Source organism: Promicromonospora iranensis (assembly GCF_028994805.1).
Classification (GTDB): Bacteria; Actinomycetota; Actinomycetes; order Actinomycetales; family Cellulomonadaceae; genus Promicromonospora; species Promicromonospora iranensis.
In genome coordinates this window covers 144079-159503 of sequence record NZ_JAJQQP010000014.1, presented here as the reverse complement: position 1 = coordinate 159503, position 15425 = coordinate 144079, and the positions used below count along the sequence as shown (strand labels likewise).

At 72.1% G+C, this 15425-nt stretch carries 13 protein-coding genes; 7 read left to right on the top strand and 6 right to left on the bottom strand.

The window, feature by feature from the left end; all coding sequences use genetic code 11:
• Together sigK and LUM46_RS22185 are read left to right on the top strand one after the other, a co-directional pair.
• On the top strand, nt 1-551 hold a 551-nt coding region (sigK, locus tag LUM46_RS22190), incomplete at its 5' end, for an ECF RNA polymerase sigma factor SigK (protein WP_274997094.1).
• Complete coding sequence (locus tag LUM46_RS22185) at nt 544-1371, top strand: anti-sigma factor (protein WP_274997092.1); 828 nt, start codon at nt 544-546, stop codon at nt 1369-1371. The genes sigK and LUM46_RS22185, both read left to right, overlap by 8 nt.
• A 218-nt stretch (nt 1372-1589) precedes the next feature.
• Here LUM46_RS22185 and LUM46_RS22180 read toward each other — a convergent pair whose 3' ends face one another.
• Nucleotides 1590-2267 carry a fasciclin domain-containing protein gene (locus tag LUM46_RS22180; protein WP_274997089.1) on the bottom strand — a complete coding sequence of 226 codons (678 nt, stop codon included), beginning with the start codon at nt 2265-2267 and terminating at the stop codon, nt 1590-1592.
• 186 nt (nt 2268-2453) lie between these two features.
• On the opposite strand from LUM46_RS22180, the gene LUM46_RS22175 reads away from it, so the two are divergent.
• Nucleotides 2454-4262: a cytochrome c biogenesis protein CcdA gene (locus LUM46_RS22175; RefSeq protein WP_274997088.1), complete on the top strand. Its 1809-nt coding sequence runs from the start codon at nt 2454-2456 to the stop codon at nt 4260-4262.
• Between the two features lie 42 nt (nt 4263-4304).
• Here LUM46_RS22175 and LUM46_RS22170 read toward each other — a convergent pair whose 3' ends face one another.
• The 3 genes from LUM46_RS22170 to LUM46_RS22160 form a co-directional block, all read right to left on the bottom strand.
• Nucleotides 4305-5417: a DNA alkylation repair protein gene (locus LUM46_RS22170; RefSeq protein WP_274997086.1), complete on the bottom strand. Its 1113-nt coding sequence runs from the start codon at nt 5415-5417 to the stop codon at nt 4305-4307.
• Between the two features lie 181 nt (nt 5418-5598).
• A complete protein-coding gene (locus LUM46_RS22165; RefSeq protein ID WP_274997084.1) occupies nt 5599-6027 on the bottom strand; it encodes an organic hydroperoxide resistance protein in 429 nt (142 codons plus the stop codon).
• 211 nt (nt 6028-6238) lie between these two features.
• Nucleotides 6239-6829: a TetR/AcrR family transcriptional regulator gene (locus LUM46_RS22160; RefSeq protein ID WP_274997082.1), complete on the bottom strand. Its 591-nt coding sequence runs from the start codon at nt 6827-6829 to the stop codon at nt 6239-6241.
• Between the two features lie 184 nt (nt 6830-7013).
• Here LUM46_RS22160 and LUM46_RS22155 point away from each other — a divergent pair, with 184 nt between their 5' ends.
• Both LUM46_RS22155 and LUM46_RS22150 read left to right on the top strand, forming a co-directional pair.
• Entirely contained in the window at nt 7014-8633 is a 1620-nt protein-coding gene (locus LUM46_RS22155; protein ID WP_274997080.1) for a hypothetical protein, read from the top strand.
• 48 nt (nt 8634-8681) lie between these two features.
• Nucleotides 8682-10265 (top strand): family 20 glycosylhydrolase, encoded by a 1584-nt coding sequence (locus LUM46_RS22150; RefSeq protein WP_274997079.1) that lies wholly within the window; start codon nt 8682-8684, stop codon nt 10263-10265.
• Nucleotides 10266-10335: 70 nt separating this feature from the next.
• On the opposite strand, the gene rsmI is transcribed toward LUM46_RS22150, so the two are convergent.
• Nucleotides 10336-11211: a 16S rRNA (cytidine(1402)-2'-O)-methyltransferase gene (rsmI, locus tag LUM46_RS22145; protein ID WP_274997077.1), complete on the bottom strand. Its 876-nt coding sequence runs from the start codon at nt 11209-11211 to the stop codon at nt 10336-10338.
• Nucleotides 11212-11244: 33 nt separating this feature from the next.
• On the opposite strand from rsmI, the gene LUM46_RS22140 reads away from it, so the two are divergent.
• Entirely contained in the window at nt 11245-13026 is a 1782-nt protein-coding gene (locus tag LUM46_RS22140; RefSeq protein ID WP_274997075.1) for a dolichyl-phosphate-mannose--protein mannosyltransferase, read from the top strand.
• 6 nt (nt 13027-13032) lie between these two features.
• Here LUM46_RS22140 and LUM46_RS22135 read toward each other — a convergent pair whose 3' ends face one another.
• A complete protein-coding gene (locus tag LUM46_RS22135; RefSeq protein ID WP_274997073.1) occupies nt 13033-13635 on the bottom strand; it encodes an isochorismatase family protein in 603 nt (200 codons plus the stop codon).
• A 160-nt stretch (nt 13636-13795) separates the two neighbouring features.
• Between LUM46_RS22135 and metG the strand changes: the two genes are divergently transcribed.
• Nucleotides 13796-15421: a methionine--tRNA ligase gene (gene metG / locus LUM46_RS22130; protein ID WP_274997072.1), complete on the top strand. Its 1626-nt coding sequence runs from the start codon at nt 13796-13798 to the stop codon at nt 15419-15421.
• Nucleotides 15422-15425: the final 4 nt, after the last annotated feature.

Genomic DNA, 15425 nt, shown 5'->3' with positions numbered 1-15425 from the left:
ATTCCGTCGACGCGCTCCTCACGGCGTGCGCCGGCGGTGACCCGGCGTCGTTCACTCCTGTGTACGACGCGCTCGCCCCGGTAGCGTACGGCGCGTCGATCGGCGTCCTGCGGGACCCCGACCACGCGGCCGAAGTGACCCAGGAGGTAATGGTGGAGGTGTGGCAGACAGCGGCACGGTTCGACGCGGCTCGCGGCTCTGCCCGCACCTGGGTCGCGACGCTCGCCCGACGGCGTGCGGTCGACCGCGTCCGTTCGGAGCAGTCTCGCCGTGACCGGGACCAGCGGGACACCGACCTGCGCAACGGCGAGTCCGCGCGCGACGTGGTCGCCGAGGACGTCGAGCGCAGTCTCGAAGGCTCCGCCGTGCGCCGCTGCATCGAAGGACTCACCCCGACCCAGCGCGAGGCGGTGGTGGTCGCGTACTACGGCGGCCTCACCTATCGCGAGGTCGCCGAGCAGATCGGCGCGGCCCTCCCGACCGTCAAGAGCCGCATCCGCGACGGACTCATCCGCTTGCGGGACTGCCTGGGGGTGGCGCGCCATGTCTGACCGATCCGACGGCGGAACCAGGGGCGACGCACAGGGCGACGCCCGTGACCTGTTGCCCGGCTACGCGCTGCACGCCCTCGACGACCTCGAACGCCGGTCCGTGGACCGGCTCCTCGAGTCGGATGCCGACGCGCGTCGCGCCCTCGACGAGTACCACGAGGTCGTCGCGTCGTTCACCGTCGACACCGAACCCCCGGCCGGGCTGCGCGCGAGCGTGCTCGACCGCGTGCGGAACACACCGCAGGTCTCCAGCACGAGCGCCCCGTCCGGGTCGTCGGGCACGGTCGAGTCGTCGTCGGCTGCGGCCGTTCCGCCGGCGGACGGACCGGCGGCGGGCGGCGGCGGCGACATCGTCGACCTCTCCGCGCGTCGGCGGACACGCCGCTGGGGTGTCGCGCTCACCGCGGTCGCCGCGGCGGCGGCCGTCGCCGTCCCGACGACCATCGCCGTGCAGGCGACGGCGGAACGTGACCGCCTGCGGGAGCAGAGCGAGATCGTGTCGGAGATGCTGGTCGACCCCGACGCCTCGATCCTCCGCGGCACCGTCGAGGGCGGGGGACAAGCGTCCGTGCTCGTGGCCGACGACGACATGTTCTTCCGCGCCGACGACCTGCCGGAGCCGGCCCCGGGCCGCGCCTACCAGCTCTGGGTGGTGGCGGAGGACGGCAGCGTGTCCTCGGCGGGCGTCCTCTCCGTGCGGGACGGCGAGACGGCGTCGCTGATCCAGGGTGTCGAAGGCATCGGGATGGCCGTGACCGTCGAGCCCGAGGCCGGCTCCGAGCAGCCGACCACCGACCCGGTCGTGGTCCTCGGAGCCTGACGGCCTGTGAGCGGGCAACCCGTACGACGGGTTGCCCGCTCTGTGTTCCCCGCTCTGTGTTGTGCGGACGGATCCGCCCTTGTCGTGTGCGGCTGGAGCTGTCCTTGTCGTGTGCGCACAGAAGAGCGGGCCCTCCGGTTCTCGACAGGTTCCACCACCGGTGGTGGAACCTGTCGAGACCCGGAGGGCCCGCTCAGCGGTCATCCTTCAGACGATGTTCACATCGGGGGCATGAGCACCGAGTCGACCAGGTAGACGGTCGCGTTCTGGGTCATGACGCCGCCGCAGATCACGTTGGCGTCGTTGACCTTGAGCTCGTCGCCGCTGCCGGTGACCTCGAGGGTCTCGCCCTGGACGGTGGTCTGCTCACCCATCACCTGGTCGGGCGTGAGCTGCCCGGGGACCACGTGGTAGGTCAGGATCGTGCTCAGCAGGTCGGCGTCCGTCTGCAGGCTCTCCATCGTCTTGTCGTCGATCTCGGCGAACGCGTCGTCCACCGGCGCGAACACGGTGAACTCGTCGCCGTTCAGGGTGTCGACCAGGTTCACGTCGGGGTTCACCTCGCCGCTCACCGCCGCGACCAGGGTCGTCAGCAGCGGGTTGTTGGAGGCCGCGACCGCGACCGGGTCGGTGGACATGCCCGTGACGGAACCGGCGCCGTCCGGCACCTGCTCGGCGTAGGCCGCGCAGCCGGGGCCCACGAGGTTGGCGGCCGGGTCGGCTGCCATGTCCTCGGTCATCTCGTCCGTGGGCTCCTCCGCGGGGGCCTCCTCGGTCGCCGTGGTCTCGCTGGCGCCGGCCTCGTCCTCGGTGCCAGAGCCGCAGGCGGTGAGGCCGATCATGGTCAGGGCGACGATGCCGACTGCTGCATAAGACTTGCGGGTTCGAACGTTCATCGGTCTCTCCTCGGTGTGTCGTCACCCCGCGGTCTCACGGGGCGTCTTGACCGGGGTTCGGAGCCGGCGGCCACCCGGATGGGACCGGATGGGTACGAGTTTTTTTCCGGCGCCCGGAACGGGGACGCATGCGTCCGGGACCGCGGCTCCACCCATCCGGGACGGCTGCCGTACCGAACCGCCTCCATGGGAACGCTCATCGTCATCGGCCTCCTGGGAGGCCTCATCACGGGAATATCGCCATGCATCCTGCCGATGCTGCCCGTGATCTTCTTCGCGGGCGGTGTGCAGGGTGCGCGGCCACGGGGCGCCGACGACACCGGGGGCACTGGCACCGGCGGCACCGCAACAGCCACCGCCACCGCCACCACAGTGCGGACCCGGCGCTCGCTGCGCCCTTACATCGTCATCGCCGGGCTGGTCGTGAGCTTCACCGTCTTCACGCTGCTCGGCTCCCTGCTGCTCACCGTGCTGGGCCTGCCCCAGGACCTGCTGCGCTGGGCCGGGATCACCCTGCTCATCCTGCTGGGCATCGGCATGATCGTGCCCCGGTTCGAGACCATCCTCGAACGCCCCTTCCAGCGCATCGCCGCCTTCGGGGCGAAGCGGGGCGCGGCCCGGCAGGACCGCGGGGCGTTCGTCCTCGGGATGGGACTCGGCGTCCTCTACGTCCCGTGCGCGGGGCCGGTGCTCGCCGCGATCACCGTCGCGGGCGCCACGGGCAACATCGGGCCCGGAGCGGTCGCCCTGACGGTGTCGTTCGCCGTCGGCGCGGCGCTCCCGCTCCTCGTCTTCGCGCTCGCCGGACGACGGATCGCCGAGCGCGTCCAGGCCTTCCAGCGGCACACGAAGGCCATCCGGACCGGCGGCGGTGTGGTCGTCATCCTGCTGGCCATCGCCCTCGCGCTCAACCTGCCCGCCGCGATCCAGCGGCAGCTCCCCGACTACACGGGCGCGCTGCAGGAGCGTGTCGACTCCTCGGAGACCGTGCGCCAGGCACTCGACCTCGGCGGCCTCGTCACGGACGAGAACCGTGAGCTGTCCAACTGCTCGAACGGCGCACCGGTGCTCGAGGAGTGCGGCACCGCGCCCGAGATCCGCGGCATCGACACGTGGCTCAACACCCCGGAGGGCGAGGCGCTCCGCCTCGAGGCCTTGCGCGGCCAGGTCGTGCTGGTCGACTTCTGGACCTACTCCTGCATCAACTGCCAGCGGGCGATCCCGCACCTCAACGCCTGGTACGACGCGTATGCCGACGTCGGCGAGGGGTTCGAGGTGATCGGGGTGCACACTCCCGAGTTCGCGTTCGAGCGCGAGACACGGAACGTGATCAAGGGTGCGGAGGACCTCGACGTGACCTACCCGATCGCCCAGGACAACTCGTACTCCACCTGGACGGCGTACCGGAACCGCTACTGGCCCGCCCAGTACCTGATCGACTCCGACGGCGCCGTCCGGCACATCCGGCTGGGCGAAGGTGGGTACGAGAACACCGAGAAGCTGATCCGTGAGCTCCTGACGGACGCCAACCCCGGCGTGCAGCTGCCGGCGGCCACCACCGTGCAGGACGCGTCACCGCTCGACGAGATCACGCCCGAGACCTACTTCTCCATCAAGCGCGTCATCAACTACGCGGGTGAGCCCGACTACGCGGCCGGCGCTCAGGAGTTCGTCCTCGCGGACGAGCAGCAGCAGGACACGTTCTCGCTCGGCGGTAGCTGGGAGGTCGACTTCCAGGGCGCTCGGGCGCTGTCCGACGACGCACAGGTGCGTGTCGCGTACCGGTCGGCCGACGTCTTCGTGGTCCTCGGCGGCGAGGGAACGGTCGAGGCGACGGTCACCGACACCGACGGGGAAGTCCAGGAGAGCCTGAAGATCGACGTCTCGGGGAACCCGCGGCTGTACCCGGTGCTCGAGGGCGACGACCGGACCGAGGGGCTCGTGGACCTGAAGGTGCCGGAGGGCGTCCAGGTCTTCACCATGACGTTCGGGTGATGCCGAGCCCGTGGGTACGCCGCTGCGCAGGAGTCCGGGCGCTCAGGCACCGACCGGGGCGTCCAGCTCGAACGGAGCCGGGTCGGTGGCCACGCCGTTGACCTGGAGGGCGACGGCGTGCGGTCCCGGGTAATAGCGCCGTGTGGTGATCGGCCGGAACGAGTGCTCTCGGCTGAGCCGTACCCGCTCGCCGGGTGCGAGGGTGCTGGTGGTCAGCTTGAACGTCTTGGCGGTCCGGGAGCCGTTGGCCTTCTGGTGGTGCACCACGTAGTCGATGGACAGCCGGGCCTTCTCCGCCCCGACGTTGCGGACCTCGGCCGTGAACCGGAGCGTGCCGCCGAACGGTACGCGGGCACCGTCGAGCACCGGGCCGTCGATCTCGAGGGAGGCGGGGCCGAACCCGAGCAGCCCCAGGGCGCCCGGATCGCCGCGCTTGACCAGCGTGCGGAGCGCGTGCCGCACGAGCCCCTGCGTCGTCGCCGCGGGCTCGGCGAGCCAGCGGCCGGCCGTGGCGACCACCAGCTCGGGGTGGTCGCGGCTGAGGTCGTTGAGGTGGTTGGCGACGGACCGGCGCACGTACTCGCTCTCGTCCCGGTACAGGGCATCGAGGACGGGCACGGTCACCCCCTGCCGGGCCAGGATCTGCGGCACCCGCACGGCCCAGGGCAGGTACGGGCGGGTGCCCTCGCTGGCCAGCCGCCGCACGTCGGCGTCGTCGGACTGGGACCAGGTCGTGGCGATGCCGAGGGCCCGGTCCAGGTCGTGGCGCAGGAGGGTGCGCACCGCGAACTCGGCGGTGAGGCGCCCGGTGAGCTCGGCGAGCAGGTCCATCGCGTCGTCGAAGGCGGAGTCCGTCTGCTCCTCGACCGCCCGTACCGCGACGGCACTCGTGACCGGCCAGATCAGCCAGCCGGTGAACGGCAGCTCGCCGTCGCGTGCGGTGCGCACCACCCGCGCGAGGTCCGCGTACCCGCCGGGCACGTCGGTCAGCAGGGCGTCGCGCAGGAGGTCCGCCCGCTCGCGGAGCGGGAGCTCGCCCAGCCGGCCGACCGCCGCGGGCAGCGCGCGCAGGGCGACGTCCGGGGCGGCGGCGCCCACGGCCTCGGTGAGAGTGGTGGCCGTGTGGTCACTGATGAGCTGGTCGGCGAACGGCATGCGGTTCCTTCTCGACGCGGGCGGGTATGACAGAGGCTCAGGTCACCAGGGTGACCTGAGCCTCTGACATCGGCGCTCGGCGAGCTCAGACTCAGGCTCTGTCTTCGGTCGCCCGAGCCTGCGGTTCCGCTGCGGGCGCGTGCCTCGTTCCTCGGCCCGCACCCTCCGCTGCACCTCCGGCTCAGGCGACGGTCGTGTCGACCGTCACGGGGATGTTGCCGCGCGTGGCGTTCGAGTACGGGCACATGGCGTGCGCGCCCTCGGCGAGCTTGTCGGCGGTCTGCTGGTCCACTCCGGAGAGTTCCACGTGCAGCGCGGCGCTCAGGCCGAACCCGCCTCCGTCGAGCGGGCTCAGGCCCACCTCCGCGATGACGGCGGAGTCGTTGATCTGCACCTTCTGCGACGCGGCGACGGCCTTGAGCGCGCTGTGGAAGCACGAGGCCCAGCCCGCGGCGAACATCTGCTCGGGGTTGGTGGCCCCACCCGGGCCGCCCATCTCCCGCGGGATCGCCAGGCCGACGTCGAGCACGCCGTCGTCGGTCACGACGTGGCCTCCGGCGCGGCCGTCGCCCGTGGACGTCGCGACCGCCGTGTAGATGCTGTCAGCCATGTTCTGCTCCTTCTCGAGGGACCCGGCGTACGAGAGACCCGGTAGGTAGACGAACTAGTACGTCTACCGTAGGCCCGAACCTGGCAGGGCACAAGCGACGGGCCGGGCACGAGCGAGCGGTCGGCGTGCGGAGCACAGGGGAAAGCGCGAGCCCGCCGCCACAGGAAGTGACGGCGGGCTCGTACGGTCGCAGCGGCGCTGCTGGGCGCTGCTAGGCGGGCTGGGCGGTCCGGGCGGCGTCGACCACCGCGAAGATGGCGCGCTCCAGCGCAGCGCCCACCCGGGAGGGGTCGTCGAGATAGCCGGTCAGCATGGCGCCGTCCCGCAGCATCATCAGCTCGTCGGCCGCCTGCCCGGGGTCGGTCATCCCCAGCTGTCCGGCCATCGCGGCGAAGGTCTGCCGATACCAGGCGCGGTGCTCCGCGACGACCTGCCGGACCGGGCTGTCCGGGTCGGCGTACTCGGCCGCCGCGTTGATGAACGCGCAGCCGCGAAAGCCCGGGCGGCACGTCTCGGTGCCGACGGCGTGGGCGAAGCGGCGGAGGGCCTCGGCGTCGTCACCGGCGGTCGCACGCACGCCGTCCAGCGCCTGGCGCTCCCAGGCCGCCTGCCGTTCGAGGTAGGCCACCACCAGCGTGTCCTTGGTGCGGAAGTGGCGGTAGAACGTGACCTTCGTGATCCCGGCACGCTCGATGATCCGGTCCGCGCTGACCGCGCGGATCCCCAGGGCGTAGAACAGGTCGGTCGCCGCGTCGAGGATGCGGTCCCGGGTCGTCGGGCCGCCCGCTGTCGGGGTGCTCATCGCGCCATCTGCTTCCGTGCTCGTCCCGGATGATCCGAACGACCAGTCTACGCGGCGGTGGACTGACGGGTTCGTCTACCTCGCTCCCGCCGCCGCGGGCTGTTCACCCGCCGGCCGGCCCACGTTGGGTTCACGGCCACCCCGGGGTTTCCACTTCACCGCCGGGTGGGGGACAATGTCACCCGTGGTCATCCGGAACGCCCGATTCGTCCCGCACCACCGTTCTGCGTCCGCTGCGGCTCTGCTCGCGGCAGCCGCCCTCGTTCTCGCCGGCTGTACGGTGCCGACGGCCGAGGGCGTCGACGGGAGGACGGGGGAGAACTTTCAGGTCCGTGAACCGTCCGGGCCGGCACTCGTGCTCGACTCGACCGACCCCGCAGAGCTCGCGCTCACCGCGAGCCAGGCCTTCTTCCACGCCTCTCCGGTCGCCGTGCTCGCGTCGGCCGACGACGACGACGCGCGCTCCACCGCCGCGGCCACCGGCGCCGCCGTCACCGCGCCCGTGCTGCTCACCGACGGCGGTGTCTCGGACAAGAATCTCGTCACGGAGCTCGAACGGCTCGGCGCGAGCACCGTCGTCGTCATCGGCGACGAGGAGGCGCTCGCGGCTGTCGGGGAGGCCACCGGTGACGCCGAGGCGGTCCGGTTCGACCCGGGCGCGCTGAGCGCGGCCGCGGAGGCCGCCGCCTCCGCGGGCCGGGGCGGCGGTGGTGACAAGAAGCAGGACGTCGCCAAGGTTCAGATGCCGACCCCCGACCGCCTCGACACCACCGACGTGGACGGGCTGCGCTCGAAGATCCCCGACGTCGCGGACCCGGAGCTGCTGCAGGAGATCCTCGTGGCGGTCGACCCTCAGCTCGGGCAGGAGGCGGCGATCGGCACGGCGCTCGCCGCCGGTGCCGTCCCCGTGGTGGTCCCGGACGGCAGCATCGCCTCCGGGCCGAAGACGGTGGAGACCATCCGCACCCTCAAGCCGCTCGGTGTGGTGGGGATCGGCGCCCAGTTCGGCTCGGCCGACGACCTGGGCTGGCAGGTGGCCGTGGCCACGTCGGGGGCCACGCTGCCCGACGGCTCGCTGCGGCTGTTCCCCGGCCGGTACGTGTCGACGTCGTACACCGTGCCGGCCGGCATCGCCGACCCGGCTGCCGACGCCGCTCGTGCGGTGACGGCCGCCACGACCAACGGCGCGGCACTGGGCGGCTCCCCCCTGGTCGCCGTCACCGCCAGCGTGCGGTCCGGCGCGGCGGGGGAGGACGGCGACTACGTCGACGAGCAGCCGCTGGAGCTGCTCACTCCTGCCGTCGACGCGATCCGTGCGGCCGGACAGCTCGTGCTGCTCGACGTCGCACCCGGCAACGAGCCGCTGGCCGCGCAGCTCGACGAGGTGGAGCCGCTGCTGTCGAAGCCGGGCGTCGGCCTGTCGGTGCACCCGGAGTTCCGGGTGGCGGGCAACGGCGCGGAGGCGGGCGCGGTGCCCCTCGCGGAGCTGCAGGCCGTCGTGGACCGGCTCGCCGAGATCGCGACGGAGCGAGAGCTGCCGCAGATCATGCTGGAGGTGCACCAGTCGACGGCGGCGTCGGTGGTGGACCGGGCTCAGCTCCGGGTCCCGCCCCAGGTCGCGGTGGTCTTCACCGCCGCGGGCCCGGGCGAGGGGCAGGCCACGGCGGCCGGCGTGTGGGCCGACGTCGCCGGCGAGATCCCCGCGCACACGTTCCTCGGCTGGTCCGCGCCCAGCGAGGTCCCGGCGGACCCCACGAGCATCATGCCCACCGAACCGCTCCTAGGTCTGGTCTCCGCAGGCTGAACCTGCGAAACTGCGGGCAACCATCGGAGCGAAGGGGCCCTAACAATCGTGACCACCGTGAGCAGCGGCGCGGGCATCGTCGCCGACGCAGTCATCCCAGCACCCGTTGAGCTGGTTCCCGCCGAGGGGGTGCTGGACCTCACGACGGTCACCGTCGACGCGGCCGACGCCGTGGTCGTGCGCCTCGCGGGCGAGCTCCTCGCCACCACCGGGGCGTCCGTCGTGCCGGACGGCGGGACGCCCGTCGCCCTGACCCTGGACGCCACCGCCGGTCCTGCCGGCTCCAGCAGCCCGGAGCGCTACACGCTGACCGTGACCGCGGCCGGCGTGACCGTCGCGGCGCCCGAGCGCGCAGGCCTGCTGCACGGCGTGCGGACGCTGCGGCAGCTCGTCAACGCGGGCCGCCGGGAGACGGACGGACCGCTGGAGGTGGGCGCCGTCGTCGTGCGGGACGAGCCGCGGTACGCGTGGCGCGGGCTGTCGCTGGACGTGGTGCGCCACTGGTTCGGGCCGGCCGACCTACGGGCCGTCGTGGATCTCGTGGGCTCGTACAAGATGAACCGGCTGCACCTGCACCTGAGCGACGACCAGGGCTGGCGGCTGGAGATCCCGTCCCGGCCGGCGCTGACGGAGAAGTCGTCGCAGGGTGCGGTGTCGGGTGCCGCCGGCGGGTTCCTCGGCGTCGACGAGTACCGCGAGCTGCAGGAGTACGCGGCCGAGCGGGAGATCGTCGTCGTGCCCGAGATCGACGTGCCCGGGCACGTCAACGCGGCGACCCACGCCTATGGCGAGCTCACGCCCTCGGGCGAGCCGACCGACACCTACGACGGCATCGAGGTCGGCTTCTCGAAGCTGCACATCGACCTGCCGGCCACCGAGCCGTTCTTGCGGGACGTGTTCACCGACGTCGCGCGCATGACGCTGGGGCCCTGGGTGCACTTCGGCGGCGATGAGGTGCTGACCATGCAGCCCGACGAGTTCGGCCGGTTCGTCGCCCTGTGCCAGGAGATCGTCACGGGTGCGGGCAAGACGCCCGTCGCGTGGCAGGAGGCCGCCGGATCCGCGCACGGTGACCAGTCGGCGGTGGCGGCGCTGGCGGGGGAGGCGACGCCCGACCACGCGGCTCCGGACGACGCGGCTCCGGACGACGCGGTGCCGGACGACGAGGAGCCGGCGCTCGTCCGGCCCGGCACGGTGCTGCAGTACTGGGACACCCGGCCGGACCCCGCGCCGTTCCTGCGTGCCGCCGAGGCCGGCGCGCGGTTCGTGATGTCCCCGGCCGACCGGGCCTACCTCGACATGAAGTACACGCCCGAGCACCCGCTGGGCCAGCAGTGGGCCGCTTTCGTCGAGCTGCACGACTCCTACGACTGGGACCCGGCGGCCCTCATCGAGGGCCTGCCCGAGTCGGCGATCGAGGGTGTCTCGGCCGCCGTCTGGACCGAGACCCTGCTGAGCCGCGACGACCTGTTCTCGATGCTGCTGCCCCGGCTCGCCGCGGTGGCCGAGACCGCCTGGTCGCAGCCGGGCGCGAAGGACTGGGAGTCGTTCCGCAGCCGGGTGGCACTCGAGGCGGCCACCTGGCGCCGCGAGGGCGCCACCTACCACCCGACCCCCCAGATCGACTGGTAACCCTTCGTTGAGTGCTGGCTATTTGTTGAGAAGAAGGCCCGATCTCAACAAATAGCCAGCACTCAACGGGCTACTTGGCGGGACGGGCCGCAAGAGCGGCCGCGTAGAGGTCCCGCTTCGGCACGCCCGCGGTCTCCGCGACCTCGGCGACCGCGGCCTTGAGCCGTTCGCCCGCGGCGACCCGCTCGAGGACCTCGCCCACGACGTCCTCCACGCTGACCCGCACCGCGGGCGCGCCGCTGACCACCACGCAGATCTCGCCGCGCAGCTGCTCTGCCGCCGCCCGCTCGGCGAGGTCGGCGAGCGGGCCGCGCAGCACCTCCTCGTAGGTCTTGGTGAGCTCGCGCGCGACGGCGGCCGGCCGGGCCTCCCCGAACGCGGTGGCCATGGCGGCCAGGGTCTCCGCGATCCGGTGCGGTGCCTCGAAGAACACCATGGTGCGCGGCTCGGCGGCCAGCGCGGAGAGCGTCCTGGCACGGTCGCCCGCCTTGCGCGGCAGGAAGCCCTCGAACGTGAACCGGTCGGTGGGCATGCCGGAGAGCGCCAGCGCCGTCAGCACGGCGCTCGGCCCGGGGGCCGCGGTGACGCGCAGGTCGCGTTCGACGGCGCGCTCCACGATGCGGTAGCCCGGGTCGGAGACGGACGGCATCCCGGCATCGGTCACGACCACCACGGTGCCTCCGCCGGCGACGACGTCGAGCAGCTCGTCGGCCCTCGCCGTCTCGTTGTGCTCGTGGTAGCTGGTCACCCGGCCGCGGACCTCGACCCCGAGCCGCGCGACCAGCCCGTGCAGGCGGCGGGTGTCCTCGGCGGCCACGACGTCGGCCTCGGCCAGCAGGCGGACCAGGCGCGGCGAGGCATCCTCCGTGTTGCCGATCGGGGTGGCGGCCAGGACGAGGGAGCCGGCCTCGGGCGCGGGCCCGGGAACCAGGGACGGTTCGGTCATGGACCACAGGGTCCCACGCTCTATGCTGGCCCGGTGTCTCAGCAGCCTGACGCCACAGGAGCGCATCTCGCCGCCACGCAGCAGGCTCTGCCCGGAACGTACGGCGCGCACATGCGGCGTGAAGCCGTCGCGGGCCGGATGACGCGGACCGGGTCGTTCCCCGCCGTCGCGCAGCCTCCGCGGCCCGCGCCTCCCGTGCGGGAGCGACTCCTGCGCGACCTGCTGGGCGAGCGTCGTCTCGCGCTGGGGCGGACCGCCGCCGACCGGTTCTGGGGCGTGTTCGGCGCGCTGCTCGTGACGGCGATCGCCGCGGGCGCGCGGCTCTGGGAGCTGGGCCGCCCGGGCAAGCTGGTCTTCGACGAGACCTACTACGTCAAGGAGGGCTGGTCGCTGGCCAGCCTCGGGTTCGAGGCAGCCTGGCCCGACGACCCGAACCCGGCGTTCGAGGCCGGTGACGTCAGCTCGTACAAGACCGACGAGGCGGAGTACGTCGTCCACCCGCCCGTCGGCAAGTGGATGATCGCCATCGGGATGCGCCTCATGGGCGGCGCCGACAACCCCATGGCGTGGCGCATCGCGAGCGCGGTCATCGGGGTTCTCGCCGTCCTGCTCATGGTGCGGATCGCCCGGCGGCTCTTCTCGTCCACCACGCTGGGCCTGGTCGCAGGTCTGCTGCTGGCGGTCGACGGCGAGGCGATCGTGCACTCGCGCACCGGCCTGCTGGACCAGTTCCTCATGTTCTGGGTGCTCGTCGCGTTCGGCTGCCTGGTGATGGACCGGGAGTGGGCCCGACGGCGGCTCGCGGACCGCGTGGCGCAGATCGTCGAGGCGGGCGGGGCGATCGGGAAGTACGGGCCGCGCCTCGGGTTCCGTTGGTGGCGGCTCGCTGCGGCGGTGTCGCTGGGTCTCGCGTGCGGCGTCAAGTGGTCGGGTCTCTACTTCGTCGCGGCGTTCTGCCTGCTCACGGTCGTCTGGGACATGACGGCGCGCCGCACGGCCGGCGTCGAGCGCTGGTGGGAGGACGCCCTGGTGGTCGACGCCGTCCCGGCCGCGCTGATCATGCTGCCCACCGTGGCCGCCGTCTACATCGCGTCGTGGTCCGCCTGGTTCGCCCACCCGAAGTCGTACCTGCGCGACTGGGCGGCGGTGAACGGCGTGACGCCGCCGGGCTGGTGGCCCGACTGGGGCTGGGCGCAGGGTGCGTGGGAGGCCGGGCGGTCGCTGTGGGAGTACCACCACATGATGTGGGACTTCCACACGGGCCTGGACTCGGACCACAACTACGCGTCGCACCCGCTGGGCTGGATCGTGCAGTGGCGCCCGACGTCGTTCTTCTGGGAGAAGTACACCCCTGGTCAGGGGCCGTGCCCCGCGGACGCCGTCGGTGACTGCGCGACCGCCGTGACGTCGCTCGGCAACCCGCTGCTGTGGTGGCTGGGCGCGCTGGCGATCCCCGTGGTGCTGGTGCTCGCCATCCGGTTCCGCGACTGGCGCGGCGCTGCCGCCCTGACGGGGATCGCGGCCGGCTGGCTGCCCTGGTTCCAGTACTCGTGGCCGCTGGCCGACCGGACCATCTTCACCTTCTACACGATCGTGTTCACGCCGTTCGTGATCCTGACCCTCGTGTACCTGCTGGCCGTCGGGATCGAACGCACCTCGCGCCGGAGCGGGGACCGGCGCATCGTGTGCTGGCTGGCCGCCGTGGTGGTGGTGCTCATCGTGGGCGTGAGCGTGCTCTACTACCCGATCTGGACGGCGATGCCGGTGCCGTACGAGTACTGGCAGCGGCTGATGCTGCTCCCGAGCTGGATCTGACGGCCCTCAGATCGCCGACGAGTCGCGGAGCTCCACGCCCGCGGCCGTGAGTTCCCGCTCGGCCGCCTCGCCCTGCGCGGATGACACCGGGATCGTCAGGTCGGTCAGCACCCGTGCCGCGAGGCCTGCACGGCGCGCGTCGAGTGCGGTGTGCTTCACGCAGTGCGACTCGACGAGGCCCACGACGTCGACAGCGGTGACCCCGGCCTCCTCCAGGACGGTCGCGAGCGGGCGGCCGTCGTCGTCCGCGCCGTCGAAGCCGGAGTACCCGTGCGAGTACTGGCCCTTCTTGAGCCGGGCGTCCGGGTCGAGGTCGGCCAGCGCGGGGTGCAGCTCCGCGTTGGGGGTGCCGGCGACGCCGTGCGGCGGCCAGGAGTCGACGAAGTCGGGGGTGTCGCTGAAGTGCTCTCCCGGGTCGATGTGCCAGTCTTGCGTGGTCACCACGGTGGTGTACCGGTCGCGGTGCGCGGCGGCGTAGGCCGCGACGCGGTGCGCTATCTCGTTCCCGCCCTCGGTGGCGAGCTCGCCGCCCTCGCAGAACGTGGGCTGCACATCGACCACGACGAGCGCCCGGCGCTCGGACCTGGTCCCGGACTCGCTGATGCTCATACCCCCACTCTGCCACCGCCCGGCGCCCAACCGGCGCCCAACCGGCGTTCGAGCGGTCGGCAGTCCGTCACATGATCGGTACCCCGGAATGCCGACCACCTGACGAGATACCGACCATTCGCGCGCTGCTCTGCGCCGTGACCCAACTACCATTGAGGTCATGCCGGAAGCCGAGAAGTCCTTCTACCTCACGACGCCGATCTACTACGTGAACGATGCCCCCCACATCGGGCACGCGTACACGACGGTCGCCGCCGACGTCCTGACGCGTTGGCACCGTCAGCGGCAGGAGAGCGTCTGGTTCCTCACCGGGACGGACGAGCACGGCCAGAAGGTGCTTCGTACCGCAGAGGCGAACGGCGTGACCCCGCAGGACTGGGCGGACCGGCTCGTCGAGACGGCGTGGAAGCCTGTGCTCAAGACCCTCGACGTGCGCAACGACGACTTCATCCGCACCACGCAGGAGCGGCACGAGACCTCGGTGCAGGCGTTTCTCCAGGACCTGTACGACAAGGGCGAGATCTACGAGGGCTCCTACGAGGGGCCGTACTGCGTGGGCTGCGAGGAGTACAAGCTCCCGGGCGACCTCGTCGACGGGACGGGCGACCACGAGGGCCTGAAGCTCTGCCCCATTCACGGAACGCCCGTCGAGATGCTCTCCGAGCAGAACTACTTCTTCAAGATGAGCGCGTACGCCGACCGGCTGATCGCCCTGTACGAGGAGCACCCCGAGTTCGTCCAGCCGGCGTCGGCCCGCAACGAGGTCGTCAGCTTCGTGAAGCAGGGCTTGCAGGACCTGTCGATCTCGCGCTCCACGTTCGACTGGGGTGTCCCGATCCCGTGGAACTCGTCGCACGTGCTGTACGTGTGGTTCGACGCCCTGCTCAACTACGCCACGGCCGTGGGCCTGGACAGCAGCGACCCCGAGCGCAAGGAGCAGTTCGCACGGACCTGGCCCGCCGACGTGCACCTCGTCGGCAAGGACATCCTGCGGTTCCATGCCGTGATCTGGCCGGCGATGCTCATGGCCGCGGGCCTGCCGCTGCCGAAGACGGTCTTCGCGCACGGCTGGCTGCTGGTGGGCGGCGAGAAGATGAGCAAGTCGAAGCTCACCGGCATCGCGCCGTCGGACATCATCGACACCTTCGGGTCGGACGCGTTCCGCTACTACTTCATGCGGACCATCGCGTTCGGCGGCGACGGCTCGTTCTCCTGGGAGGACATGTCCGCCCGGTACAACGGCGAGCTCGCGAACGGGTTCGGAAACCTCGCGTCCCGGACCGCGGCGATGATCGGCAAGTACTTCGGCGGTTCGCTGCCGACTCCTGGTGAGCCCACCGAGGCCGAGACCGCCCTGGCTCAGGTCGCGACCAAGGCCGTGGCCGACGCCGAGGCGGCGATCGACCGGCTCGCCATCCACGAGGCCGTGTCGGCGGTGTGGACGCTCGTGGACGCCACGAACGGCTATCTGGCCGACACCCAGCCGTGGAAGCTCGCGAAGGAGCCGGGTGAGCTCGACGAGGCCGGCGCGGGGGTCGACGGCGGCCGTCTCGCCACGACGCTCGTCACCGCCACGGAAGCGCTGCGGTCGCTCGCGGTGCTGCTCAACCCCATCACGCCCAAGGCGGCGGCCGCGCTGTGGGAGCTGCTCGGCGCGGAGGCTCCCCTCGGGGCGCTCGATGCGCAGCCTCTCGACAGCGCGGCTACCTTCGGCGTCCTGCCCGCCGGCACCACGGTGACGAAGGGCGCTTCCCTCTTCCCGCGCCTCGAGGAGCAGACGGCCTGAGCGG

Excerpts from the sequence above, each read along its gene's own strand:
- LUM46_RS22185 (WP_274997092.1), top strand. The coding sequence starts at position 544 with ATGTCTGACCGATCCGACGGCGGAACCAGGGGCGACGCACAGGGCGAC.
- LUM46_RS22180 (WP_274997089.1), bottom strand. The coding sequence starts at position 2,267 with ATGAACGTTCGAACCCGCAAGTCTTATGCAGCAGTCGGCATCGTCGCC.
- LUM46_RS22175 (WP_274997088.1), top strand. The coding sequence starts at position 2,454 with ATGGGAACGCTCATCGTCATCGGCCTCCTGGGAGGCCTCATCACGGGA.
- LUM46_RS22170 (WP_274997086.1), bottom strand. The coding sequence starts at position 5,417 with ATGCCGTTCGCCGACCAGCTCATCAGTGACCACACGGCCACCACTCTC.
- LUM46_RS22165 (WP_274997084.1), bottom strand. The coding sequence starts at position 6,027 with ATGGCTGACAGCATCTACACGGCGGTCGCGACGTCCACGGGCGACGGC.
- LUM46_RS22160 (WP_274997082.1), bottom strand. The coding sequence starts at position 6,829 with ATGAGCACCCCGACAGCGGGCGGCCCGACGACCCGGGACCGCATCCTC.
- rsmI (WP_274997077.1), bottom strand. The coding sequence starts at position 11,211 with ATGACCGAACCGTCCCTGGTTCCCGGGCCCGCGCCCGAGGCCGGCTCC.
- LUM46_RS22135 (WP_274997073.1), bottom strand. The coding sequence starts at position 13,635 with ATGAGCATCAGCGAGTCCGGGACCAGGTCCGAGCGCCGGGCGCTCGTC.
- metG (WP_274997072.1), top strand. The coding sequence starts at position 13,796 with ATGCCGGAAGCCGAGAAGTCCTTCTACCTCACGACGCCGATCTACTAC.